Source organism: Planctomicrobium aquicomposti, from assembly GCF_051466325.1.
Lineage (GTDB): Bacteria > Planctomycetota > Planctomycetia > Planctomycetales > Planctomycetaceae > Planctomicrobium.
On the sequence record NZ_CP195792.1, the window covers coordinates 1,870,144 to 1,895,094 of the forward strand.

The following is a 24,951-nucleotide window of genomic DNA, read 5'->3' on the forward strand; positions in this document are numbered from 1 at the left end:
TATCTCCGTCGAGGATCTCATGCCCCGTCCAACGACACCCCCGATCACCCGTTCCAAACCGGTCGACTCCGATGCTGTTGAATCCCGACAGCAGGACGTTGAAACGGACAACGAAGATCTGGATGCCATCTACGATCCGTCGGATTCCCGCTACGAAGAAGCCAAGCGGGGCGATATTCACATCGCCGCGCTCCAGCGGATGACGATGAAAGAGCTCATCGAACTCGCCCGCGCCGAGAACGTCAGCGAATTCAACGGACTCAAAAAACAGGACCTCATCTTCCGCATTCTCAAAGAGCGGACCAAGATGAATGGCCTGATGTTCGGGGAAGGGACGCTGGAGATCCTGCCGGACGGATTCGGATTTCTGCGCAGCCCTGACTACCACTATCTGCCCTGTCCCGATGATATTTACGTGTCTCCCAGCCAGATCCGTAGGTTCGGTCTGCGGACGGGAGCAACGGTGGCGGGGCAGATTCGTCCCCCCAAGGAAAACGAACGCTATTTCGCGCTGCTGCGCGTGGAAGCGATTAATGGCGAAGATCCGAATCTGGTGCCGATCAAGGTCCCGTTCGACGATCTCACTCCGCTGCATCCGAAAGACCGGCTGAAGCTCACTACCGATCCGGCGGAACTGAGTACCCGCATTGTCGACATCGTCGCTCCGATCGGCTTTGGACAGCGCGGACTGATCGTCTCCCCTCCGCGTGCTGGTAAAACCGTTCTGCTGCAACGGCTTGCCAAAGCGGTCCTGGAAGGGCACCCCGAAGCCTATGTGATTGTGCTGCTGATTGATGAGCGGCCTGAAGAAGTGACCGATATGGAACGTCAGGTGAAGGGGGACCACTGCGAAGTGATCTCCAGCACCTTCGATGAACCTCCCAGCCGGCACATTCAGGTCTCCGAAATGGTGATCGAGAAGGCAAAGCGGATGGTCGAATACGGCCATGATGTGGTGATCTTCCTTGATTCCATCACGCGGCTGGCCCGCGCCTACAACACCGAGTGCCCCAATTCCGGCAAGATTCTGACCGGGGGGGTCGATGCCAACGCCCTGCAGCATCCCAAGCGGTTCTTCGGTGCAGCCCGGGCTGTCGAAGAAGGGGGCAGCCTCACCATCATCGCCACGGCGCTCGTCGACACCGGTTCGAAAATGGACGAAGTGATCTTCGAAGAGTTCAAGGGAACGGGCAACACCGAACTGCACCTCGATCGCCGCATGGTCGAGAAGCGGGTCTGGCCCGCGATCGACGTCAACAAGTCGGGCACCCGTCGTGAAGAGCTGTTGATGGGTGAAGATGAACTGCGCCGGGTCTGGATTCTCCGTCGCGTCCTCAACGACATGAGCCCGGTCGAGGCGATGGAGCTGCTGACCAACCGGATGCGCCGCACCAAGTCCAATGACGAGTTTCTGCTGTCCATGAATCTCAGTTGAGCAGCGGGCACAGATCGCACGTCGCCGCGTTGGCACTCCTGATCGGAGTCACGGGGCGAGGGGGTGCGGTGTCGAAGTACCGACCGACGGTGGATAGTCATTGGCCATGGGACGCAAACGGACTTAAAAAGCCGATCGGGGGGCGAAACCCCGGCGGCTTCGCTCCCCGGTACGTGTGCGCACAGCTGTGGTGATCTGGCTACCTGACGACGAAGTTGATCATCTTCTTCGGCACGCAGACCACCTTCACGATCGTCTTGCCAGCCAACTGACCCTGTACCGCTTCATCCGCTTCGGCAAGGGCCTGCATGGCAGCGGCATCGGCAGTGGCGGGGACTTTGATTTTCGTCCGCAGCTTCCCGTTCACCTGCACCGGAATTTCAATCTCGGCTTCGGCCAGCCGGGCCTCATCGTGAACCGGCCACGGATGGTAGGCCAGACTTTCCGAATGACCAAGTACACTCCACAGCTCTTCCGCCAGATGCGGAGCAAACGGGGAGAGTAACAACACGAACTGCTCAAGTGCCGCTTTCGGCCGGACATCGAGACTGGTGAAGGCGTTCGTGAATTCCATCATTCTGCTGATGGCGGTGTTGAACGACAACTTGGCGATGTCTTCCGTCACCAGTTTGATCGTGCGATGCAGAATGCGGTCCTGCTCGGGGGTGAGCGGCACATCCTGCACGGCCGGGCTGAGCGCCACACTCTCGGCAGCATCGTCGACAGCCATGCGCCAGACACGACCGAGGAAGCGGTACACCCCTTCCACGCCGCTCATGCTCCAGGGCTTGGTCTGTTCCAGCGGGCCCATGAACATTTCGTACAGCCGCAAGGCGTCAGCGCCATAGGTGCGGACCACGTCATCCGGGTTGATCACATTGCCGCGCGACTTCGACATCTTGAATGCGCGGCTCTCGACAACAATGTCGGGCTGGGCTTTCAGAACGAGATCGTTTCCGCGCTTTTCAACCTGCTCGGCAGTGAGTACGACCGACAGCACCGGTTTGCCGGTGCGGGTGTCGAGTTCGTCGCGCACGTCTTTGGCGGAAACGAAGGTCTCGGTCGCTGTTCCCTGCGGCGAGGCCTCGACATAGCCGGTGATTTCGGCCTCGCCCAGAATCATCCCCTGGTTGACCAGTTTCTGGAACGGCTCTGCCGTTGAAACATGTCCACGATCGAACAGCACCTTGTGCCAGAACCGGGAATAGAGCAGATGCAGCACCGCATGTTCCGCGCCTCCGATATAGAGGTCGACCGGCAGCCAGTATTTTTCGAGCTCCGGATCAATGAACCGTGTGGAGTTTCTGTTGTCGGCAAACCGCAGATAGTACCAGCAGCTCCCCGCCCACTGCGGCATGCTGTTGGTTTCCCGCTTCAGACGAGTGCCATCTTCCGCAGTCTTATACAGCCAACTGTCGGGGGCCCACGAAAGTGGTGGGTCCGGCGTTCCCTTGGGCTTGAAGTCTTCCATTTCCGGCAACGTCACCGGCAGATTCTCGGGAGCCTCGGGCCGGACTCGACCTGTCAGATTTCCGTCGGCGTCCAGCTCATGCCAAATGGGGAACGGTTCGCCCCAGTACCGCTGCCGGGAGAACAACCAGTCGCGGAGGCGATAGTTCACCGCTTCCCGACCGAGCCCGTGGGCTGCGAGGTGTTCGGTGATTCGACGTTTGAACTCAGCGGTGGGGAGGCCGTTGAACTCTCCTGAATTGATGGCAAGGCCTAAATCGGTAAAGGCGCTTTCCGTGGGGACTTCGCTCCCATCCGCAGGTCCAACAACCTGAATGATCGGCAGGTTGAACTGCTGTGCGAATTCCCAGTCCCGTTCATCGTGCGCCGGGACCGCCATGATGGCGCCGGTGCCGTAGCTGCTCAGGACGTAGTCCGCGATCCAGATCGGAATCGCTTCCCCGTTGACCGGGTTGATGGCATAGGCCCCAGTAAATTCGCCCGTCTTTTCTTTTGCCAGATCCGTCCGGTCGAGATCGGATTTCAGAGCCGCCTTTCGACGATATTCCTCAACACGCGACCGCTGTTCGCTGGTGGTGATCTGGTCGACGAGCGGGTGCTCCGGAGCGAGAACCATATACGTCGCCCCGTACAACGTGTCGGGCCGCGTTGTGTAAACACGAATCACTCCCGCTTCGGGAGTTCTCGGGAATCCGGACTGGGCGCGAACCGATTTCCAGCTCTCGAAATTCTGTGACGGGGTTCCGTCCGGTGACGCAAAACCGTCCACCAGAAAATCGACTTCCGCACCGGCACTGCGGCCGATCCAGTTCCGCTGCAGCAGCTTGACAGACTCGGGCCAGTCGACCGACTCCAGCTCGGAGATGAGTCGTTCGGCATACGCGGTGATGCGCAGCATCCACTGCCGCAACTGCCGTCGTTCCACCGGATGGTTTCCGCGATCACTCTTGCCGTCGGCGGTCACTTCCTCGTTGGCCAGCACCGTCCCCAGTGCGGGGCACCAGTTGACCGGAGCTTCGGACTGATAGGCCAGCCGGAACTCATCCTGATAGGCGCGCACAGCCGGGCTGGTCAGAGGAGCACCGGGGCATTCCTGTTCTCCCTGTGCCCGCACAACGGCCGGAATCGGCAACTCGGAAATCGGCCGCCCTTTGCCGATACGCATCTGCCCATCAGGTCCGATCCAGGTGAATTCCGGGTCGTACCAGGTGTCGAACAGCTGCAGGAAAATCCACTGGGTCCACTGGTAGTAGTCTTCATCCGTGGTGGAGATTTCCCGGCTCCAGTCATAGCTGAAGCCGAGCATTTTCAGCTGGCGGCGGAAGTTATCGATGTTTTCGGTCGTCGTCACCCGGGGGTGAGTTCCGGTGTTGATCGCGTGTTGCTCTGCAGGCAGGCCGAATGCATCCCACCCCATCGGGTGCAGCACATGTTTTCCCTGCATGCGGGCTGCCCGACAGACAATGTCGGTGGCGGTGTAGCCTTCCGGATGACCGACGTGCAGACCCGCCCCCGACGGATAAGGGAACATGTCGAGCGCATACAGCTTGCCGGTCGAATTTTCGCGGGGCTGGTTCGACGTCACAAAAGTGCCGTGCTCTTCCCAATAAGCTTGCCACCTGGCTTCAATCCGTTTGGCGTCGTAACGGGGCATGATGTACTGACTGCTTTTGTCTGAATGAAAGGCGAAACTGGAAAACGGCAGTGTAAACGCCGCCGACCTCCCTCGCGAGGGGAGACGCCGGGATCTGTGTCCGGTTCTGCGTCTGTCGGAAAACGGAGAAGGGGTTCCCGGTTCGAGAGCCCCACCGAGCGGCTTTTGATCTCTGTAGTGCCCCACATTGCGGAGTGTGGAAGCTACCGGACGGTCACCTGGCTGAGGGCAGGTTGCTCTTCCGGCGCCGGCGCAGCAGGCGTTTCGTGAGATAAAAAGGCCAATTCCGCGTGGCGAGTGCGGGAGATCAAAAATCAAAAGCCTCTAGAAATTCCAGAGATCGATGTACCACATGAGCCAGCGGTAGAAGGGGGGACAGATTGCGGCCAGCAGCCAGAGGGGGGTGTAGAAAATCAGCAGGAACCGGGAGCTGTAGCCGTTTACCGAAGAATGCCAGCGCCAGAAGAGGGGACCGAATGCCGCGACATACAGGCAGAAAAAGATAAACGCCCATTCGAGCCGTGCCACGACCTGCCGCCAGTATTCCCCTCGGTCGGGAGCAGTCTGGTGGTGAGTCAGGATCGAATTTGAACTGTCTGCCCCCGACATGGCGGCGTTATCCATTGATGAGCGCAAATCAGTGGCCGACATGGCCCTGTGGAAGGAACCCACTGATTATTGTAGGGGGAAATGTCCCATAAACTCCAGTTGGAAAAGTGTTTGCACTCAAAACGCTGCGCCATAGCGGATCAGCGCCGTCGGCGACTGCGAATCGTCACCAATCCCCGAGCGGTACTCGAGTTCGCGTCCAAAGACATAGCCCGCTTCGAGCAGCCAGCGCGATTCGTCGGCGTTCACACTCTCAAAGCCCAGAATCAGCCGGTAGTCCCGATAGGTGACCATGTCCCCGACGCCGTTTTGCCGTTCAATCGCCCAGGTGCCCCCGCCCAGTTCCCCAGCCAGATACAGCCAGGCTTCACGTTCCGACGAGAGCCACACCCGCTTCGCAACCTTGGGACGAGGAAACATCGCTTCAATCCGAATATTTTCCGACGGTTGCCAGATTGCTCCGGCGACCGGCAACGCCACGATATCTTCCCGATCCAGATAGAGAAAGCCCCCGGAGAACTTCAGCTGCGAAGACCACTCATAAAACAGGATCGCTCGTCCTGTCATACGAAATGCGTCGGACGAATCGTTCTCAAAGTCTGTGTAATACCCGGGCCCCACCCCTACGACGCCGGTCCACTGGTCTCCGAATTTGAAGAAGACCGACCAGTCCAGCGACAGATCGTACAATTGCGGAGGAAGATCGGGCGTCGTCGGGCCGGTCAGGAAATTCCAGCCGAAGCGGGGTGTCACCTGCACCACCGGCTGGCCGTCGATTTCGAACGCGACCAGCGTCGATTTCCAGTCGAGGGTGGTCATTCCCAGATCTTCGCCCGGAGCGGGCAATACACTGAGAGTGAACGAATTCTCTTTGAAGGGAGTGCTTCCCCATGCCTCTTCCGTCCCGGGAGCGGGGAGGGGGTTCCAGCGGGGAAACGCGTAGTGCCCCTTGGGGTCGACATCGCGGGCTGCGTTGTCTTCGAGAGGTTGCTGTGATACCTGCAGAATCCCGCGCTGCTCATCATCCTCCGCAAAGGGGAGCTTCAGGGGCTCTGACTCATACGCCTCGGGGGGCAGCAAATCGGGTTCCGGCGGGAAAGCCCGTCCTTCGATCACCGCTTCCACATCGGGGGCGATGTATGGAAATGGCTGCCCCGGAAGAAACAGATAGGGGTAATGCTGAATGGGTGCTCGCGGGAGGTCATCCGCCACGATTTCAGAGGCAAACGTGGCGCGACAACACAGTGCCAGCAGACCGGCCAGAAGCTGTGCGAGACTTGGCCACTTGGTCCGCGCCATCATTCGAGTATCCGCCATCAGCCTCAGTAACATGTGGCGGCAATCTCTGCCGCTTTTCGGCATTGCACCTGCCGCCACTGGGACTTCTCAAGACTCTTCTGGCGACGCGATCAGCGCCGGGAATTTCCGTATGACATCGGCTGCCCGCAGCGGGAAGATATCGTTTTTCCCAAAGAACGAGTCAATCAGAATTCATTTGTGTTTTCGACATGAGACATTTCAACGGCGGGAACTGCGGGTCCGCTCCAAATTCAATATCATGAGTCCATGTCCGCGTCTTTCGCCAATCCGCAACATGCTTCAATTCGCCGCATTGCCGTGCTGGGAGCGGGAATTACCGGTCTGGCAGCAGCGCAGCGACTCATTGACCTGTCGCAAAAAAGCAACAGCCCAATTCGAGTGACAGTTTTTGAAGCCTGTTCCCGCGCGGGAGGAGTCTTTGGATCGGAGCGAATTGGGGATTACCTGATCGAGCGGGGTGCCGATTCGTTCATTACCAACAAGCCGGGGGGAGTCGCTCTCTGTCGTCGACTCGGCCTGCTCGACGAGCTGATTCCGACCGATGCGACTTACCGTCAATCGTTGATCCTGCATCGGGGAAAGCCGGTTCCGATTCCCGCCGGTTTCAACCTGCTCGCACCGACACAGATCTGGCCGATGCTCACGACCCCCTTGCTGAGCTGGCGGGGAAAACTGCGGCTGGCTGCGGAGCGTTGGGTTCCCGCGAGACAGTCCGCTGATGATGAAAGCCTGGCGGCATTCGTTCGACGACGATTGGGAGCGGAAGTGCTCGAACGGATCGTGCAGCCGCTTGTCGGGGGCATTTACACGTCCGATCCCGAGCAGCTGAGCCTGCGGTCGACGCTTCCCCGCTTCGTTGAGATGGAGCAGAAGTACGGAAGTCTGATTCGGGGATTGCGGGCCCAGGCAGCCGTGAGTCGGTCAACGGCCGACGCCAATGGAGCCCGATACGATCTGTTTATGACACCGCGAACCGGAATGCAGCGTCTGCTCGATGCACTGACGGAGTCGATTCGCCCGCATGTCGAACTGCGACTGAATTCACCGGTCGACAGGCTGACCCGTCAACAACAAGGGTGGCAGGTGACCACGGCGGGGCGCCCCGCTGAGGACTTTGAAGGGGTGATTCTGGCGCTCCCCGCCCAGACATCGGCCACGGTGCTGAATGACTCGGTGCCCGCCGCTGCAGAGGCCCTCCGAAAGATCGATCAGGCCTCCAGTGCGATCGTGGTCTCCGGGCACTCGCTGTCCGATTTTGATCATCCACTCAACGCGTTCGGATTGGTCATTCCCCATCAGGAGCGGCGGCGGATTCTCGCCATCTCCTTCCTGAGCCGAAAATTCCCGGACCGGGCTCCCCCCGGCAAAGTCATTCTCCGGACCTTCGTCGGGGGAGCGATGCAGCCGGAAGAATTTCACCGGACCGATGCCGAAATCATTGCGACTGTGCAGGCGGAACTCCAGTCGCTGTTCAACGTCCGTCGCGAGCCGGAATTTGCGGTGGTCGCCCGCTATCCGAAGGCGATGCCGCAGTACACGCTGGGCCACCAGTCCCGGGTTTCCGCCATCCGCGAGGCGGTCGCCACTCAGCTGGGGCTGCAACTCGCCGGGAACTACTTTGAAGGAGTGGGAGTTCCCGACTGCATCAGCAGTGGAGAACAGGCCGCGGAGAAGCTGCTGGCCGATCTCGCGGCGATGCCCGTGGTTCACCTGCACTCCTGAGTCGGTGGAGTCGCGGCCGGCGCTGGGGAACGCCGAGGAATTCCGAGGGGAGAGGGAGACCGCCCCTGAGGTGGGTCCGGCCCCAAAATTCGGGCGGCTGCTGGACACCCGATTCTCCAGAGTCCAAACTACCCGCTTTCCGCTGAACTTGATCCCCGTTCCGTGTGTCCGGGAGATCTGTTTCCCAGATCGTTCGAGACTCTGTAACGTTCTTTCCAACTGGCGAATACGATGAATTTTGAAACGCGCTGCGTCCATACCGGTGTTGACAAGGATCAGGCTTACCACAGCTGCATCACCCCGATTTATCCGAGCTCCACGTTTGCCTGGGAAGACCTGAAAACCCATCACGGCTACGAATACACCCGCAGCGGCAACCCGACCCGTACTGCTCTCGAAGAAAACCTGATGGCACTGGAAGGGGGGATCTCCTGCCGGGCGACCTGCACCGGGATGTCTGCCATTCTGACGGCGATGCAGCTTTTCAAGCCGGGCGACCACATCATCGCCGGTCACGACATTTACGGCGGAACCTATCGGCTGTTCGCCAGTATTCTCACCGAACAGGGCTATCGCTTCTCGTTCGTCAACATGCAGGATCCGGAAAACGTCCGCAAGGCGATTCTGCCGCAGACCAAGGGGATCTGGATTGAAACCCCGAGCAACCCGCTGCTGAATATTGTCGATATCGCCGCGATCGCTGCGGTCGCACAGAAGGCCGGTTGCATCACGATCGCCGACAACACCTTCCTGTCCCCCTACCTGCAGCGGCCGATGGAACTCGGTGTCGATGTCGTGGTGCACTCGACAACGAAGTATCTGAACGGGCACTCCGATGTTGTGGGGGGCTGCGTGATCACCAAAGATCAGGGGCATGCTGAACGGATCGCCTACATTGTGAACGCGATGGGGCTCGGCTGCAGCCCGTTCGATGCCTGGCTGGTGCTGCGGGGAGTGAAGACTCTCGGACCGCGTATGGAAGCCCATCAGCGCGGAGCGAAGGCCGTTGTGGAGATGCTCGACAAGCACCCCAAGGTCGAGAAGGTCTATTACCCCGGTTTGACTTCGCATCCGCAGCACGAGCTCGCCAAGCGGCAGCAGAAGGGCTTTGGAGCGATGCTCAGCTTCGACGTAAAGGGGGGCCGCCCGGAAGCGGAACGGTTCTTCAAGGGACTCAAAATGTTCCAGCTGGCAGAGTCGCTCGGCGGAGTCGAATCGCTCGTGGAATATCCCGAAACGATGAGCCACGCCTCCATGACTCTCGAAGCCCGTCGGGAAGCGGGCATTTCGGAACGGACGATCCGGGTCTCCATCGGGATCGAGCATCCGGACGATCTGGTGGCCGACCTGCAAGGGGCTCTGTCCGGGGTTTGAGTTTCGCCCGGAACTTGATTCTTTCCAGTTGATCAGGAAGTGAACCGGCCGTGAGAGCGGTCGGTTCTATTTTTTTTGCACCGCTCCGGTGCTGCGATGCCGCATCGCGACGGACGGAATCGGCGGCACTCCGCCGTCTCCTCTACATTGCCGCAGTAATCTGGGCGAGCCCTTCGAGTACGGCGTCCAGATCATCGGCCGTGGTGAACGGACCAGAGCTCAGACGCACCGTTCCTCCGGCAGCAAGTGTTCCGAGCTGTTCATGAGCCAACGGGGCACAGTGCAGACCGGCGCGCGTTTCGACTCCGAAATGTTCTTCCAGCAGAGTGGCGAGGATCTGCGGAGAGATGCGGTCTGAAGAAAGACTGATGACCGCAGTCCGCTGCTCCCGCGGGAGATGCACACGGAGCCCGGGGAGACCGACCAGTGCCTCAAGAAACTCCTCCGGAAATGGGGACTCCCGCCGGGGAGCGCCCACTGTTCGCATCACTCTCTCTTCGAGATAATCCAACGCTGCGCTCAGTCCGAAAAGGGCCGGCGCATTATGATTCCCTGCTTCGTAGCGATCCGGACCTGACTCCGGTTGCCGGGGAGATTCGCTGTGGGTGCCGGTCCCACCTTGACGGAATGGCTGCAGCTGGGAAATCAGTTCGCCGCGGCAGAGGAGCAAGCCGGTTCCCAATGGCGCCAGGAGCCCCTTGTGTGCGGGACAGGCGAGAAGATCGACATTCAGGTCCTGGAACGAAACGGGATGATGGCCGGCCGTCTGAGCCGCATCCAGCAGGACGAGGGCCCCGTGAGCATGGGCGAGACGGACAATCTCCTCCACGGGCTGAAGGACTCCGGTGGCATTCGAGGCATGCGTGACGACCACGAGTCGCGTCGGTGTCCGCAGCAATTCTTCGAGATGAGCCAGGTCGATCCCCCCTTGCTCAGTCCCTCGGACACAGTTGGCGGTGATCTGCTGCCGCTGCTGCAGGAACTCCAGCGGTCGAAGAACGGAGTTATGTTCCCAGGGGGAATGGATGACCCGGTCCCCCGGACGGAGCAGGCCGTGAATCGCGAGATTCAGGGAGTCGGTTCCGCTGTAGGTGAAGGCGAGCTGGTCCTGAGGACGTCCCCCCAGAAAGCGGCTCGCCTGGAGCCGGCACTTCTCGACGACCCGCTGGACTTCGACCGCAGCCCGCGATGAGCCCCGACCGACGGCTGTTCCCAGTTCCCGCTGGTAGCGATCCACCGCCTGATAGACCGCTTCCGGCTTGGGCCAGCTGGTGGCTGCGTTGTCGAGGTAAATCCTGCGTTGCGGCATCCCACTCACTCAAGGATCGGACTGTGAGCATGTTGAATTGCGATGGCCCCGTCCTCGCCACACCGAGGTCCGTGTTTTACCAGACGAACCGCCTGCTGCGCTGGCGCAGGAAAGAGCCACCTGCTTTCGCGAACAACCGGCTCCAGGGCATTTTGTTTTTTGATCGACCCGTACTTGCCACGCGGAACTGAGCATTTCATCCCACGGAACGGTTGCTGCGCGGGCACCGGAAAGAGCAACCCGCGCTAACGATCGCGGACGGGGTTAGTGAGCTGGCTCAGATACCGGGAAATCTGTGGAGCAAGTTCCCCCAGCCGAGTCCACGCCTCACGCCGAACCCGCAGATAGTCTCCCTCATGGGTGTGCATTTCGTCGGTTGGCAGGCTCAAGGCGGCGACGAGTTCGGTCCGCAGGTAGTCGAGCATGTCCGAGACCTCTGCGGTTTGCAGGGCACTCAGCTTTGACGGGGGAGTTGGCGGGCCCGATGGGAACGCCGTGCCACGGTCAAAGGGATCATTCGGGTCGGCGACATTGGCCTGCAGGATGGCAGCGATCGGCGTGAGATCGGCGGTCGTCGCGGAAGATTCTCCGAGCCCGACAAGCAGCACGCAGCGTCCGACCATGATCAGATCGCCCGGTCGCAGCACCCGCATCCGTACGGGGTGGCCGTTCACGCGGGTCCCATTGGTGCTGTCGAGGTCCGTCAGAATGATTCGTCCGGAATCTTCCTGGACTTTGACGTGAAAGCGACTGATCCGCTCATCATTGAGCTGAATATCGTTGTCTTCTTCGCGGCCGATCGTCAGGGGAGTCGCCAGGTCGCGGAACACGGCCCCTGCTTCCAATCCTTCGATCACCTGAAACGTGAGTAAAGCCATAGCTGAGAGAATACAGGAATTCAGGTGAATAAAGGATGGGAACAATTTGCCGGAGGCCGCCTCCCTCACCGCCGTCTGCCGTGAGGGGGAGGCACCGTTTCCAACCGGCGACTATAACTCCAGTGCCCCCTGGATGGTATCGAGGAGCTGATCGCGACGTGGAGGTTTCCTGAGGACGGAAAACGTTCGCAAGGCCTGTGCCTGCGTTCGCATTTCGTCCGTGACATCAGAGCTCATCAGGATGCAGGGAAGGTCGAGCCGGTGCCGACGCATCCAGCGGATCGCATCCAGTCCGGACAGGATCTGCATATGCATGTCGAACAGTGCCAGATCGATGATTTCCGATTCCACGATCTCGAGTGCCTGCTCCGCAGATTCGACAGCGACCGTCTCGAAATACGGAGAAACAATCTCCACGACCGTCTCCCGGAAACCGGGATCGTCATCGGCAATCAGCAGCCTGACATTTCGACGTGAATCCATCACGGATCTGATTCCTTCATGGGGACCCAGCTGCGTTTCCGAACGCACGGCGCTCGTCACGCCGGTGGCCGCGCTGCTGAAGTGTCTCTTTATCTTATGCAGAACGCTTTGCCAAATGACATGGCAATTCGGTTCGGAATTTGCTTTCCCGATGCCCGGGGGCAACCCCCAGGGGACTGCCGCTGATTTTCCTCAGCTACCCAAATTCCAAAATCCCAGCAATTTCCAGCGACCGTTCGCAGACTTCGTCACGATCTTCCCCTTGGCCTCTCTCCGCACGAACCCTGAGGACCCGGCAATGTCGCTTCCGACGGTGATTGACCAGCACGCACGCCGACACTTTTCGAACCAGTTCCTGAGCGATGTTCTCACCGGGCTGGCCCGTCCGCTGAAGCGGATTCCGGCACGCTATCTCTACGACGCGCGGGGTTCTGAGCTGTTCCAGCAGATCTGCGAGCTGGAAGAGTATTATCCCGCCCGGACCGAGTTGGCGATCATGGAGAAAAATCAGGAGAGCATGGCCAACCTGATCGGCAGTCACAAGGTTCTGGTCGAACTGGGGAGCGGTGAGAGCCTCAAAGTCGGGATCCTGCTGCGGGCACTCAAGCACACACAGGCTTACGTGCCGATCGACATTTCTGCTACAGCGCTGGACCACGCGGTGGCGGACATCAACTCCGACTTTCCGTATCTGGAAATTGCTCCGGCCTGCAGAGATTACCTGCTGGAGTTGCCTCTTCCTGAGAATCTCCGTGCGGCCTCATCGGGGACGGTGGTCTACTATCCCGGTTCGGGTTTGGGAAGCCTCGCTCCCGCCAGCGCGCTGCGACTGTTGAAGCAGGTGCGGCAACTCTGCTGCGAGCAGGGAGGTTTCCTGGTGGGACTCGATCTGCAGCAAGATGCGGAAATCATCGAGCGGGCGTACAACGATGCATCAGGACTGACGGCTGAATTCAATCTGAATCTGCTCCGACGGCTGAATCGCGAACTGGGAGCGACATTCGATCTCACGCAGTTCGAGCATCGCGCGGTCTACGACCCGCAGCGTCGCCGGGTCGAATTGCGGCTTGTCAGCCTTTGCCACCAGTCGGTGCAGATTGGAGGAGAGTCGACCCGGTTTTTCCCCGGCGAAGCGATTTGCACCAAGGTCTCTTACAAGTTCACCCTTCCGGGTTTTGCGCGGCTAGCGCGACGCGCCGGTTGGGCCATCGAGCGGAGCTGGCGTGACGACGCTGGCTGGTTCGCCGTTGTGTACCTCACTCCTCTCTGACGGAATGAACTCCGCTACTGTCCCCGTCGGGATGAATCTTCCGCCGCTCACGAATTTGCCCCGCCGCATGGCATTTATTGATCACCATGAGTTTACCCACCGCAGCCTTCGGCAATTCAATCTTCTTGTCCTTCCGACAGCCTCCCGGGCGCCAATACGGCCAATCGGTCACCGTCGAGCAATCGACCACTGTCGAGGTGTTTCCCCTCGCGGCATGGGGAGTCTGTCCGTGCAGCACTGACCGCGCAAATCTTCGGCATCGTCCGGGAACGAGCCCGCACCCGGGAAGCCTCTCTCCGGGATTTGTGTCACCGATGGAACATTTCGGCGAATACAATTCGAGGTTGCCATGCAGTCAACGGGTGCTGCGGGGCGGACCGTGCATTTCGCCACATTCGCATCCGTGCACGACATTTCGTAAGTTCAATGTTGCGGAGAGGCGGGTGCCGTTTTCCGGCGTTCGTCTCGCCCGCTGAGAGTTTTGGATCTCAACAGCACTTCAGCTTCCCACACCTCGAAATTTTCAACAGATCTCAGCGGAGCAACGTCATGGTTCAATGGACATCCGGCAGGCGCAGTGAAAATGTCGAGGATCGTCGCAGCATGGGGGGACGGGGCATGGCGATCGGAGGGGGTGGCGGCCTCCTGATGGTGGTGCTGATCCTGTTTCTGACCGGGGGCGATCTCGGGAAAGCACTGCAGTTCTTCCTCCAGAATCAGGTTGCTGTTCAACAGGCTCCCGATCAGGGGACCCAGCCACAGGATCCTCAGGAGGAGAGTCTATTCGAATTCGCGCGGGTCATTCTGGCGGATACCGAAGATGTCTGGGGGCAGGTTTTTGCCCAGCAGTTGAAATCGCGATATCAGCCTCCGGTGATGGTCTTTTTCCGGGACAGAGTTGTTTCCGGCTGCGGGCCCGCCACCGCAGCGGCAGGCCCGTTCTATTGCCCTGCCGACGGGAAGCTCTATCTGGACCTCTCGTTCTACCGCGATCTGGATGAAAAGCTGGGCGCTCCCGGAGACTTTGCCCAAGCCTACGTCATCGCGCATGAGGTCGGTCACCATGTGCAGAACCTGCTCGGGACCAGCCAGAAAGTGCAGCAGATGCGCAATCAGCTGAGCGAAGCGGAATACAACCGGTTATCAGTGATGCTTGAGCTGCAAGCGGATTTTTATGCTGGGGTCTGGGCGCATTACGCGGATAAGCAGCGGAAGATCATCGAGGCGGGAGACATCGAAGAAGGAATCAACGCCGCCGCAGCCATCGGCGATGACACGCTGCAGAAGCGTCAACGTGGCTACGCGGATCAGGAATCGTTCACCCACGGAAGTTCAGCGCAGCGGGTCAAGTGGTTTCGAAAAGGCTACGAGACGGGGGACATGCGTCAGGGAGATACCTTCAACGCGCCAGACCTGTAGGTGAGCAGCCCCGGAGAAAATGAAATCGATTCGCTGGGAAGTCTGTTGAGTCCGGTTCCATGCCGATCAAGTTTCGTTGCACACATTGCCGTCAGTTGCTGGGAATCTCGCGAGCCAAGGCCGGGAGTGCCACCGATTGTCCGACCTGTGGACGCGCGATTCGCGTTCCCGACCTGAACGGCCGCGTGGCGCCGCTTCCTCCTCCCCGGCTGAATCTTGAAGACGACGATCTGGTGCACGCCCTGGATGCGCTGGCGGGAATTGAAAAAGGGACTCAACAGGTTGTCGGACGATTCCCACCTCCGGCGGCGGTCGCAGTGCTCCCGGAACCGCAACAACGCATTGCCGTCACACCCGAACTCGTTCCGCACGATGTCAGACCATCGAACCAGGGCGATGTCGAGGAAGACTTGCTGGCAAGGCTCTCCGAGATTCCTGTCACAGCCCCCCATCGCCCCCCGGCAGCGGAGGGAGTGGAGCGGTTCGCGTCGCTGATCCTGATAGGGCTCTGTCTGGCGTCACTCGCCTGCGGCATCTGGCTGGGCCGGGTCCTGTTTCGAGGGACGTCAGAGGCCGCGCCGGCAGCCGCTGCCGCCGCTAGGGAACCGGCTCCGCAACCTGCGGCTGCACCCCGTTCGCACGTCCGGGGGACAGTGCGTTATCAGGCTCCTACAGGAGATCGGCTGGTGGATCGGGGAGCACGCATTCTCGCCTTGCCGCTGCTGCGTGTCGGGACGGTGCGGCTCGCTGGTGCCGGATTTCGTGTGGGAGCGAGTGATGCAGATCAGGCGGTGCTCGCTGCCTCAGCGACCGCACTGCAAGGGGGCTTCACGACCGTTGACGCTCAGGGGCAGTTTCAGCTTGATGTCGCGGAACGTGGCCGCTACGGCGTGTTGATTGCCTCGCGCTATCAGCCGGGGGACGACACAGCCACGCTTCCCGTCGACCTACAGGCGTTTCTGGATCGCTACTTCGAGCAGCCGGGACAGGTGCTTGGAAAGGTCCGTTACGATTATCGCGAAGTCGATCTGGAGCCCGGCAAACCGGTCGTTGTCGAAGTCGATTTCGACCGGGTCGCTCCGTAGCCCCCCGCGCGAGGCGGGTCTGCGACCTGGCTCTACAGGGAGCGATTCTGCAGTGCGGAGAAATTCTGGCTGGCCAGCATTCCGAAGAGGATGGCCAGGTAGAAATCCTTCCAGGCGACAATGGCCAAGATCGCCACGACTCCCGCGACCAGTGCTCCCAGTGTGCATGTGTAGCGGTCTCCCCGACGCGGATTCAGCCACCCGAAAAACTGCTGCGACAGCCGTCCCCCATCCAGCGGCAGGACGGGAAGCAGGTTCATCACACTCCAGAAGAAGTTGATGTAGAGCAGGTCAAAAATCAAAGCCTTATAGACACGCAGGCTGTTTTCAGGAATCCACCGGCTGAGGGGATCGCCAAGGAAGAAATAATAGACCGTCAGCACCCCGAACAGCAGGAATCCGGCCAGTGGTCCTGCGGCGGTGATCAGGACCGATTGCCAACGGCTTTCCGGTCGCCAGTTCTCATACATCGCCAGCCCGCCGAACTGGTACAGCAGAATTCGAGGACGAAAGCCGAAGTACTGAGCGGTCCAGGCGTGCCCCAGTTCGTGAAACAAGATCGATACGAGCACCGCAGCGATCCAGACGACGAGAAATTCGATTCCTTCCTCGAGCGCGCTCATCCCGAGGAGCGATGAGCCGACCCAGAACCAGATCGAAACCGTGACGGGAATTCTCCCGATCCTGAAGTTCCAATCGTAGTCGGAGGGAGCAACCGGACCGAGCATGTTTTCCTCAGCACTTTTCGAGTTCTTCTCTACGAGGAACCGGCACGCCGACCGACTCATCCCGCCTGTCTCAAACGAGCTGCATTAGAGCAGATTCGGCTGCGTTGTACCCGCGAGCTGTCTTCTGACCTTCCGATTCGTCGGTCACGTCCATGCGGAGACAGGCCAGAGCAAGCAACATTACTGAAACACCATCCAGCGCCAGCTGGCGTCGTCGTGAAGTTCCAGACTGGCATCATGGACCCGGGGGTCGACTTCCCGGTCACTGATCGAGATGCAGGTGATGCCCCGTTTGGCCAGCAATTGCAACACCCGGCTCTCGGTTTCAACCGTCAGACCGGAATCGAGGTGTTCCAGGAACACGAATTCCGGCCGCGCCAAAAGCACACGGGCCACCGCCAGCAGTTGCTCCTCGGCAAAATTCATCTGCTCGTGCCAGTTGTCGTGCGTTTCTGTACAAACCTTGTCAATCAGCCGGGGGCTGAGCCCCACGTCCCTCAGGACCTGTTGCAGTTCTTCATCCGTGACAGCCTGGTCGCAATCGGGGGAAACGAGATATTCCCTCATCGTCCCCCGGGGAAGGAATGGCTGCTCCGGCAGATAGGCAGTTTTCTGGGGAGGAGGGCGGTCAATACAGCCCGATCCTGAGTCGTTCAACCCGGCGACCGCCCGGAACAGGGCCTGTTTGGCGGCTCCGTTCGGCCCGTGGACCAGCACGCGTTTTCCTTTGGGAAACACCACATTCAATTTTTTGATCAGCAGATGTTCGGTCTGCTTCCCCGCCCACAGCGTGACGTCGTTGAAGACGAACCGATCTTCCACCAGATTGCAGGTCAGGTATCCCCCCACGGGGTGCTGCGCGTTGGATTCGATGGCCTTTACGAATTCTTCCAGCCGCGCGACGACGGTGGCATAAGCGGAAATGGACTGGAACTGTGTCACGATCAGTGAGAAGGCAGCAGTGAGTGTCGAGAACGCGATGGCCGACTGCGCAATCACTCCGAACTCCACACCTTCGCGGATGAACAGCGGAGCGACAATCAGCGCAGGCAACAACTGAATCATGTAGTTGTAGCCCGTCGTGAAAAAACCCAGGTTCCGGTTCACGGCAATGATCCGCATGAGGTTGCGAATCAGGCGGTCAATCCGGGTCAATAATCGGGAGCGCATACGTCCCTGCTGTCCGGTCAGGGCGATCGAGTCGGCGTTGTCGCGCAGGCGGATCAATTCCGAGCGGAAATCGGCTTCGAAGTCGGCCTGCATGTAATTCAGCCGCACCAGCGGTCGTCCCAGCAGAATGGTCATTCCGGAACCGAACAGCGCGTAGACGACAGCGACTAGAAACAGAGTCGGGCTGATCTCCCAGAGAACTCCCGAGAAGGCCACTGCGGTCATGACGCTGTTGAGTGTCATCAGCACGAACGACAGCGTCGTGACGGTCAGTGATTTCACATCTTCCGCGATCCGCTGATCAGGATTGGTGAGCGAAGAGTCGGACTTCAGCCGGACGTACACCTGCTGGTCCACGTACAACTTGGTCACCACACGCGTGAGCCAGTCGCGCCACAGCAACCCGAGCCGTTCTTCTGTATAGCGGAAGAGCACGGCCAGAACGGTTGCCATGGAAAAGCCGGCGGCCGACAGCCAGGCAAATTTGACGAACCCCGGCGAATCGCGGAGTTGAATCGCCGACATGAAATAACGGCTGAAGTAGCTGTTCAGCACGTTCATGCCATTGATGGCAAGCATCAGGATGATCAGCAGGGCAATCAGCAGCCGCGCTTTGCCCCCCTCACGCGAGCGGAGGAACATCGCGATTGACGAGCCGAGCTGACGCAATGTCTGACGACTGAGGGGGGCGCCCTTGTCTATCATGAATGAACCGAACTCAAGGCGGAATTCCGAGCACCCCATCCCAAGAGTGCTGCCCGACAGGTCTAGTGGATTTCGGTTCAAAATCCAATGCGACCGCCGGTGGACCTCGTTGCGGAAGCCCTGCAGCGCCGGTTTGACCGTCAGGCGAGTCCAGTCAGGCGATCAATGTGGGACATCGGTTGGACGTGGGGGGGGAACGCAGCAGCCGATCCTCTCGGATTCCGGTTGGCGAGACATCCTCGGTTTTGATCGTTCGCTTCTCGTGCCCGGAAAGGCGCAGTTCATCTCACCAAACGCTTGCTGCGCGGGCACGGAAATTGCCACCTGCTTTAAAGACCGCGTTGATTGCGGATCACGGGCGGTCGGCCGGCAGGGCCCCTTTCCAGCCTGCATTCAACAAGGCTGCCATCTCTTCACGGGCCCGTGCGTAGGAGGGCTGGTCGACCACATTCCGGGTTTCCCACGGATCTTTTTCCAGATCGAACAGCGCGAACTCGCCGCTGGGATACTCGAAGTAACTGAATCGCCGGTTCCGCACCATCTCGCCGGGATCACGTGATCCCCCCGACATGAAGACCGCGGACTTCCACGGACGCTCGGGCTCTTCAAGAAGCGGGACAAAGCTGAGCCCTTCCAGCCCCGAGGGAACTTTCGCGTGCGTCAATTCCCCGATCGTCGGAATCAGATCGACCAGTTCCACAAACTGGTGTGATGCTGAACCGTTGGCCGGTGCTCCCGGAACCCGCACGATGAGCGGAACCCGACGGGTCGCTTCCAGCATCGAATACTTGGACCAGAAATGGTGGTCTCCGAGATGGAATCCATGATCTCCGAGGAAGATGACGATGGTCCGGTCACTGAGTCCGGTCTCATCCAGTGTTCGCAGGATGTCGCCGATGTTGTCATCCACGAAGCTGACACAGGCGTAATAGGCGGCAATGGTTTCCCGCATCTGCTGTGGAGTCGGTTGCTGCTCATAGAAGATGTCCGGGTTCCCTCCCTCCGACCGCTTCACGTAATGACTGGGCATGTTCTGAAACGTTTCCGGCGCCGCAGGGGGGAGCGGGATCTGCTCGGGATCGTACATGTCCACGTACTGTTTCGGGGAGATCAACGGCGTATGAGGCTTGGATTGTGACACCGCCAGAAAGAACCGTTGATCCGGGGCCTTGGCGAATTCACGGAGCAAGGCCGATGCCGATTGTGACATGCGGTAGTCGTGCTCCTCTTTACGGGCGAAGCCGGAATCTCCATAGCGATCCGAGTGCTTCCGCTTCCAGACACGGTATTCCGGGCTCTTTTCATCGGCCGGAGCTTTCTCCCAGCCACGACGGACCGGGGGATAGTTCAGAATCGGGCCCGGCCCCGTCCAGCCGTCCGGCTTTTTGTGAAACTCAATGCGGTCAAACGTGGACATGTACCGCATCCCGTAGTCTCCGTGGAACAGCTTTCCCACATCCGCCGTAACGAATCCCGCGTTCTTGAGAATTTCGGGCAACGTCAACGTCCCGGGGGGCACAACGTCCTGCATCACCTGATTGTTGTTGAAGATCCCCGTGGTCGACGGACGCAGCCCTGTCAAAAACGAACTTCTTGAGGGGTTACAGCTGATCGCCTGACAGTACGCCGAATCGAACCGGACTCCGCTGCGGGCCAATTGGTCGATATTCGGTGTCTTGCAGATCGTGTTGCCATAGCAGCCGAAGACTCCGGCATTGCAGTCTTCAATGTTGATGAACAGCACGTTCATCCGGCCTGTTTCGGGGAGGGCTCCCCAGCTCGAAGTGCCGCTGAGGAAGAGAAGGACCATTGTCGCAATCAAAGGACGCATCATGAGAGATCTCACTGCACAGCGGGACGGACGAGAAGTCGAAGGCGGCCCGGCACCGAACATCTGAACTCCGGTGACCCTTCAGGGTTGTGGGAGCCGACGTGCGTCGCCTGTGACGATGTTAGAGCAATTTCATTCCCGATTCATCCGTCCCTGCTGCGCGGAGTTGAGCTTTCCCTCAATTGGCACGCCGACGGTGTGGGACGTGAAGGGCACGAGCTGTGCAGATGGGCACGTTTTTCTGTAAGGAACAAAGCGTATTCGCCGCATCTTGACCCGTCGAAATGACGTTCGAATCTTCACGGTTTCGCCTTCGGCGCTGCCGACGTCAATTCAAAGTCGAAGCGGTTCGATCCCGGCTTTACTTCGCGGAACAGTTCCGTCCGGGTGTTGTATCGGGCCGGGACTTTGATCCGGGCAGCAGTGGGCTGGTCATCCGATGGCCAGACGATGATTGAGACCGAGTGATTCCCGACGATGGCCCCCTTCTCATGACGGTTGAACGAGAGGTGGTATTGCCCTTCACTGTTGGTCACGTCCGTGGAGATGGTTCCGATTTCTCCTTCAGGCTGGAAAACAACACTCGCACCGACAAGAGGTTGACCGTCGTAGGTGACGGTCCCCCCGACATCTCCCAGTTGAAATTCCTGCTGCGAACAGCCGGCCATCAGCAGCAGGAGCGCCGCAGACCCACAGATTCCCCACATCGTTCGTGTCTTCCTGGTGAGCTGTCTTGTCAAATTTCGCATCGCAACTGACATCACTCCTCCTTCATAAGGAAGACTTCGAGCGTTAGGGAGGTCACCTGAGAGGACAAATCCGCCGGGACTGGCCAGAGTTCCTCGTTCTAGAATTCGCCAACAGTCAGCCCATCATTTCGGCGCAACAGCCGCTGATAGGTTCCCATTTTGGCCATGTCTTCCGGAACGTCGCTGGACCCGCCGGTGCTGCGGAAGTGCATGTTCTCACTCAAAAAGGCGACATGGCCGTCGGCGAAGACGAACTGAGCCCCTCCAGCATGACTGCTGGTAAACCCTTTGTGGCAGAAGTCGCTCCCCTCGGGAGTCGGGAAATTGATCTTTGCATCGTTCTGGGCTCCTCCCATCACGTTGGCCACTCCGCTTCTTCCGTCGTTGTTGTAGCGGTTCACCCCGGCCCAGACGCCGGCGGTGCAGACCCAGTCCCGTTCTCCGACCAGCAGCGTGTTGCTGGAACCATCTGTAATGTCGCGGAGAGAGATTCTGCTGCTCCCCATCAGGATGCCATAGCCATCGGAGTTACCCACGAGATGGGAGTCTGAATTGCGCACCCGCGTTCCCGCGACGCCGATATAATTGGATGTCCCCAGTGTCGCCGAATTGTCCGGAAAACTGCTCTTGTAGCTGCTGTCAAAGTTCCGGTTGTCCCCTGTATTGATGTCTGGAGCGACGTCGGTGGGGCAGCGAAATACCGGGAGGACGGTTCGAGTCAGAACAGCTGAGGAACTGTCGAGCAGCACCTGATTCAGGGTTCGGTTGCCGACTCCCAGCGAGTTGTACAGGGGAGCCTGATCGAGGTTCGGGAGGATCAATGATCCCCACCCCCAGGACGCCTGTTTCTGGCTGCCCGTCAGAGGCAGCCCGGGATCGGCATTGTGGACATTTCCAGGAGGAAAGACGTTATGCACCTCATGATAGTTGTGAAGCGCCAGGCCAATCTGCTTCAGGTTGTTCTTGCACTGGGAGCGCCGGGCCGCTTCCCGTGCCTGCTGAACAGCGGGGAGCAGCAGGGCAATGAGAACTGCAATAATGGCAATGACGACTAGTAATTCAATGAGCGTGAACGCGCGGCTGGTCTTCATCAATCGAGGACTGGGCTGCTGCAGCATGGACTGCCTCCCAAAGAGAAACAATGAATGGAAACGCTGGTGAGCCTGACAAAAGCAGGGGGGACCCCTGGCGAAATCTGAAAACTGGTACCACGTCGCGGGTGACTCCGTGACGGACGGACTGTTCCGGGAGTCCGCTCTGGGGACTTGGAAAATGGTTCAGGTTTTCCGATGCAGGACCCTCGCCAACTCCGGAGATGTTCCGACGCTCTGGTCGTGTCGTCCGCAGTCAGGAGGCTGTGACAATCCGATGTGGATGGATAGGAATTCGCGTGTCGGAAGAGAACGGGGCGACCCGTCCCAATGAGAATTGCGTTGCGATAAGCCCATGATGCTTTGTACTGAATCACGTCCAGTCATCACGTAACCATGTCCCGTTGACCTCCTCACCGGCGAACGCCATCCTGCGAGCGGACGTTGAAAGTCCGAAAAGACGCCCGCTGGACTGTGAATTGGTCTTGGGGTGAAAGTGAAAACAAGCTGGTCCAACGACACAGGCTGCTCTCTCCGCGTCGATGCAGCGCGTGTCGCGCTACCCGGAGGGAGAAGAGCAAAATCAGATGATGAATACGATCAGAATGAAATGTTTCCGTCGGCGATGCCCTACCGCTGACATTTGATAACATGTTTTTGAGATATCATATGTGGTCTCGCTGATGCAATGGGAATCGGTTGATCTCGCGCAGTTTTTTACAAGTTGTGGTCATTTCATGGCACGATCCAGCCAAGCATGGTGTTTTCGTCTCATTCTTCTCTGCATTGGTGCCGCCGCGTTCTATGTGATGCGAACAAGCGAGCCACCTCCGCCGATCCCGCCGCAGACCACCACGGCCATTGAACCTCAAACAGGAGCACCCCCCGTGAGCTCAAATCCGGTCGAACCGAAATTCAACGAGTTGACCCCTGCCGAAGAGTACGTGATCCGGCACAAAGGAACCGAACCCCCCTTCAGTGGGGAGTACACCACGCTGCGAGGGCCGGGGACGTATTTGTGTCGTCAGTGCAATGCCCCACTGTACCGGGCACACGATCAGTTCGAGAGCCACTGCGGCTGGCCCAGCTTTGATGATGAGATCCCGGGGGCTGTGCGACGCCATCTGGATGCCGACGGTCGACGGACTGAAATCGTGTGCGAGAACTGCGGCGGTCATCTCGGGCACGTGTTTCTGGGGGAGATGATGACCAAGAAAAACACCCGCCACTGCGTGAATTCGCTCTCGATCAAGTACGTTCCAGAAGGTGCCCCTCTGCCGGATGTGATTCCGGCGAAGTGAGCCTGTTCCGCCGGCAACAAACTTTTCAAGTTGGCGCGCTCAGGCGGGCGGGCAGTTGCTCCGCCGTCCTGCTGAGGGAAAGAAAAGCCGCCAAACGCAGTCCCCGGGCGTTTGGCGGTGCGGACGCGCTTTCTATAGATTGAACAGCTGCTGAGCGTTCGTGCCGAGGATTTTGGATTCCGTCTCAGCGGGGAGATTCAGGCTGCGCAGGTCTTCCAGAATCAGGCTGGGCTCTACCCAGGGATGATCACTGGAGAAGAGCAGCCGGTCCGGCCCCGAGAATTTGATGGCGAACTCCATCGCTTCCGGCAATGGCGAAACGATGTCCATGTAGATGCTGCGCAGATATTCGCTCGGCTTTCGCTGCAGATTCTGATTGCTTCGCTTGAGAACCTTGATCTGGTGATCCATCCGGCCACAGATGTAGGGCAAGGTCCCTCCCAGATGCGGACAGACCAGCTTGAGCCTGGGATGGACATCCAGCAGGCCCGAAGCAACGATCCGCGCAAGCGAGATGGTGTTCTCAAACATGTTGCCCAGTGTGCTGGTCAATTCGTAGCCTTTGACCTGCTCGGTGGTCATCGGCAGGGCGGGATGCAGGAGAACCGGCAGGCCCAATTCTTCCGCGCGGGCAAACATCCACCGGAACTGGGGTTCATCCGGCCACGCGCCGGCCAGATTTGTGTAGAGCAGAATTCCCTTCATTCCCAACTGTTTGACGCAGCGGTCCAGCTCGCGGTCGGCAGCCGCTTCGTCCTGCAGAGGAAGCACGCATAGGCCGCGGAATCGGGTGGGATGCTGAGCGACAATGCTCGCCACCGAGTCATTGAACAGTCTGGCAGCTGCCGGACCTTCTGTGCCGAACCATTCCGGGCCCGGATCATTGGTGCTGAGCATCGTGATGTCGATGCCACAGGCATCCATGGCTGCGAGTTTCGCATTCACGTCCAGATAGAAGGCCGGCACCTTGCGCAGCCAGTCTCCCATCTTCAGAATCGTGACACCGTCTTTCTCGTAGACCACCGGATCCGAGTTGCGCTTGCGCATCATGTCGAGCACTTCCGGCAGGAACAGATGGCTCTGGCAATCGACGACCAGCGACTTCTTGCCCATTGCCGGGGGCGTGCTCCCCTCCTTCGGCTGTGCTTCGGCGGACTTTGCTGCCATCTGCAACAGGGCGGCTGCTCCGCTGGCCTTCAGAAAATTTCTTCGTCCCAGACTGGCATCGGAAGAAGCAGAGGGAGTGTCGGACGTGAGGTGATTCATAGTCATTCCAGTGAGCAAAAACCGGCACAGAGAGGAGCGAGGATTTAGCATCTCAATGAGGCGTGCCGAGAGAACTAAATCA

19 protein-coding genes are annotated in these 24,951 nt (G+C 59.3%); 7 read left to right on the forward strand and 12 right to left on the reverse strand.

Annotated features, from left to right (window positions below; translation table 11 throughout):
• Nucleotides 1–19 precede the first annotated feature (19 nt).
• The gene (gene rho / locus SH664x_RS07170; RefSeq protein ID WP_437206264.1) at nt 20–1,435 is read left to right on the forward strand and encodes a transcription termination factor Rho; all 1,416 of its coding nucleotides are present in this window, start codon (nt 20–22) and stop codon (nt 1,433–1,435) included.
• Nucleotides 1,436–1,634: 199 nt separating this feature from the next.
• On the opposite strand, the gene leuS is transcribed toward rho, so the two are convergent.
• The 3 genes from leuS to SH664x_RS07185 all read right to left on the reverse strand — a co-directional run bounded on the left by leuS (nt 1,635) and on the right by SH664x_RS07185 (nt 6,500).
• Nucleotides 1,635–4,559 carry a leucine--tRNA ligase gene (gene leuS, locus SH664x_RS07175; protein WP_437206266.1) on the reverse strand — a complete coding sequence of 975 codons (2,925 nt, stop codon included), beginning with the start codon at nt 4,557–4,559 and terminating at the stop codon, nt 1,635–1,637.
• A 324-nt stretch (nt 4,560–4,883) separates the two neighbouring features.
• Nucleotides 4,884–5,168, reverse strand: a complete 285-nt coding sequence (locus SH664x_RS07180; protein ID WP_437206268.1) for a hypothetical protein — start codon at nt 5,166–5,168, stop codon at nt 4,884–4,886.
• A gap of 117 nt (nt 5,169–5,285) precedes the next feature.
• A complete protein-coding gene (locus SH664x_RS07185; protein ID WP_437206270.1) occupies nt 5,286–6,500 on the reverse strand; it encodes a DUF6268 family outer membrane beta-barrel protein in 1,215 nt (404 codons plus the stop codon).
• A gap of 234 nt (nt 6,501–6,734) precedes the next feature.
• On the opposite strand from SH664x_RS07185, the gene hemG reads away from it, so the two are divergent.
• A complete protein-coding gene (gene hemG / locus SH664x_RS07190; protein ID WP_437206271.1) occupies nt 6,735–8,210 on the forward strand; it encodes a protoporphyrinogen oxidase in 1,476 nt (491 codons plus the stop codon).
• Nucleotides 8,211–8,441: 231 nt separating this feature from the next.
• Nucleotides 8,442–9,584 carry a trans-sulfuration enzyme family protein gene (locus tag SH664x_RS07195; RefSeq protein WP_437206273.1) on the forward strand — a complete coding sequence of 381 codons (1,143 nt, stop codon included), beginning with the start codon at nt 8,442–8,444 and terminating at the stop codon, nt 9,582–9,584.
• Between the two features lie 142 nt (nt 9,585–9,726).
• Here SH664x_RS07195 and SH664x_RS07200 read toward each other — a convergent pair whose 3' ends face one another.
• The 3 genes from SH664x_RS07200 to SH664x_RS07210 form a co-directional block, all read right to left on the reverse strand.
• The gene (locus tag SH664x_RS07200; protein WP_437206275.1) at nt 9,727–10,893 is read right to left on the reverse strand and encodes an aminotransferase class V-fold PLP-dependent enzyme; all 1,167 of its coding nucleotides are present in this window, start codon (nt 10,891–10,893) and stop codon (nt 9,727–9,729) included.
• A gap of 245 nt (nt 10,894–11,138) precedes the next feature.
• Nucleotides 11,139–11,771: an FHA domain-containing protein gene (locus SH664x_RS07205; RefSeq protein ID WP_437206277.1), complete on the reverse strand. Its 633-nt coding sequence runs from the start codon at nt 11,769–11,771 to the stop codon at nt 11,139–11,141.
• Nucleotides 11,772–11,882: 111 nt separating this feature from the next.
• Nucleotides 11,883–12,254, reverse strand: a complete 372-nt coding sequence (locus tag SH664x_RS07210) for a response regulator (RefSeq protein ID WP_437206279.1) — start codon at nt 12,252–12,254, stop codon at nt 11,883–11,885.
• Nucleotides 12,255–12,552: 298 nt separating this feature from the next.
• On the opposite strand from SH664x_RS07210, the gene egtD reads away from it, so the two are divergent.
• The 3 genes from egtD (at nt 12,553) to SH664x_RS07225 (ending at nt 16,028) form a co-directional block, all read left to right on the forward strand.
• A complete protein-coding gene (gene egtD / locus SH664x_RS07215; protein WP_437206280.1) occupies nt 12,553–13,524 on the forward strand; it encodes an L-histidine N(alpha)-methyltransferase in 972 nt (323 codons plus the stop codon).
• A 549-nt stretch (nt 13,525–14,073) separates the two neighbouring features.
• The gene (ypfJ, locus tag SH664x_RS07220) at nt 14,074–14,943 is read left to right on the forward strand and encodes a KPN_02809 family neutral zinc metallopeptidase (RefSeq protein ID WP_437206282.1); all 870 of its coding nucleotides are present in this window, start codon (nt 14,074–14,076) and stop codon (nt 14,941–14,943) included.
• Between the two features lie 59 nt (nt 14,944–15,002).
• Complete coding sequence (locus tag SH664x_RS07225) at nt 15,003–16,028, forward strand: hypothetical protein (protein WP_437206283.1); 1,026 nt, start codon at nt 15,003–15,005, stop codon at nt 16,026–16,028.
• Nucleotides 16,029–16,060: 32 nt separating this feature from the next.
• Here SH664x_RS07225 and SH664x_RS07230 read toward each other — a convergent pair whose 3' ends face one another.
• The 5 genes from SH664x_RS07230 to SH664x_RS07250 form a co-directional block, all read right to left on the reverse strand.
• Nucleotides 16,061–16,756 carry a metalloprotease gene (locus SH664x_RS07230; RefSeq protein ID WP_437206285.1) on the reverse strand — a complete coding sequence of 232 codons (696 nt, stop codon included), beginning with the start codon at nt 16,754–16,756 and terminating at the stop codon, nt 16,061–16,063.
• Between the two features lie 180 nt (nt 16,757–16,936).
• Nucleotides 16,937–18,631, reverse strand: coding sequence for an ABC transporter ATP-binding protein/permease (locus tag SH664x_RS07235; protein WP_437206287.1), 1,695 nt, complete (start codon nt 18,629–18,631; stop codon nt 16,937–16,939).
• A 352-nt stretch (nt 18,632–18,983) separates the two neighbouring features.
• Nucleotides 18,984–20,465, reverse strand: a complete 1,482-nt coding sequence (locus tag SH664x_RS07240) for a sulfatase (RefSeq protein ID WP_437206288.1) — start codon at nt 20,463–20,465, stop codon at nt 18,984–18,986.
• Nucleotides 20,466–20,761: 296 nt separating this feature from the next.
• Complete coding sequence (locus tag SH664x_RS07245; RefSeq protein WP_437206289.1) at nt 20,762–21,169, reverse strand: carboxypeptidase regulatory-like domain-containing protein; 408 nt, start codon at nt 21,167–21,169, stop codon at nt 20,762–20,764.
• Between the two features lie 140 nt (nt 21,170–21,309).
• Nucleotides 21,310–22,329, reverse strand: coding sequence for a DUF1559 family PulG-like putative transporter (locus tag SH664x_RS07250; RefSeq protein ID WP_437206290.1), 1,020 nt, complete (start codon nt 22,327–22,329; stop codon nt 21,310–21,312).
• Between the two features lie 860 nt (nt 22,330–23,189).
• On the opposite strand from SH664x_RS07250, the gene SH664x_RS07255 reads away from it, so the two are divergent.
• Complete coding sequence (locus tag SH664x_RS07255) at nt 23,190–23,603, forward strand: methionine-R-sulfoxide reductase (RefSeq protein ID WP_437206291.1); 414 nt, start codon at nt 23,190–23,192, stop codon at nt 23,601–23,603.
• 132 nt (nt 23,604–23,735) lie between these two features.
• Here the strand turns inward: SH664x_RS07255 and SH664x_RS07260 are convergent, their stop codons facing one another.
• Nucleotides 23,736–24,869 (reverse strand): amidohydrolase family protein, encoded by a 1,134-nt coding sequence (locus SH664x_RS07260; protein ID WP_437206293.1) that lies wholly within the window; start codon nt 24,867–24,869, stop codon nt 23,736–23,738.
• Nucleotides 24,870–24,951: the final 82 nt, after the last annotated feature.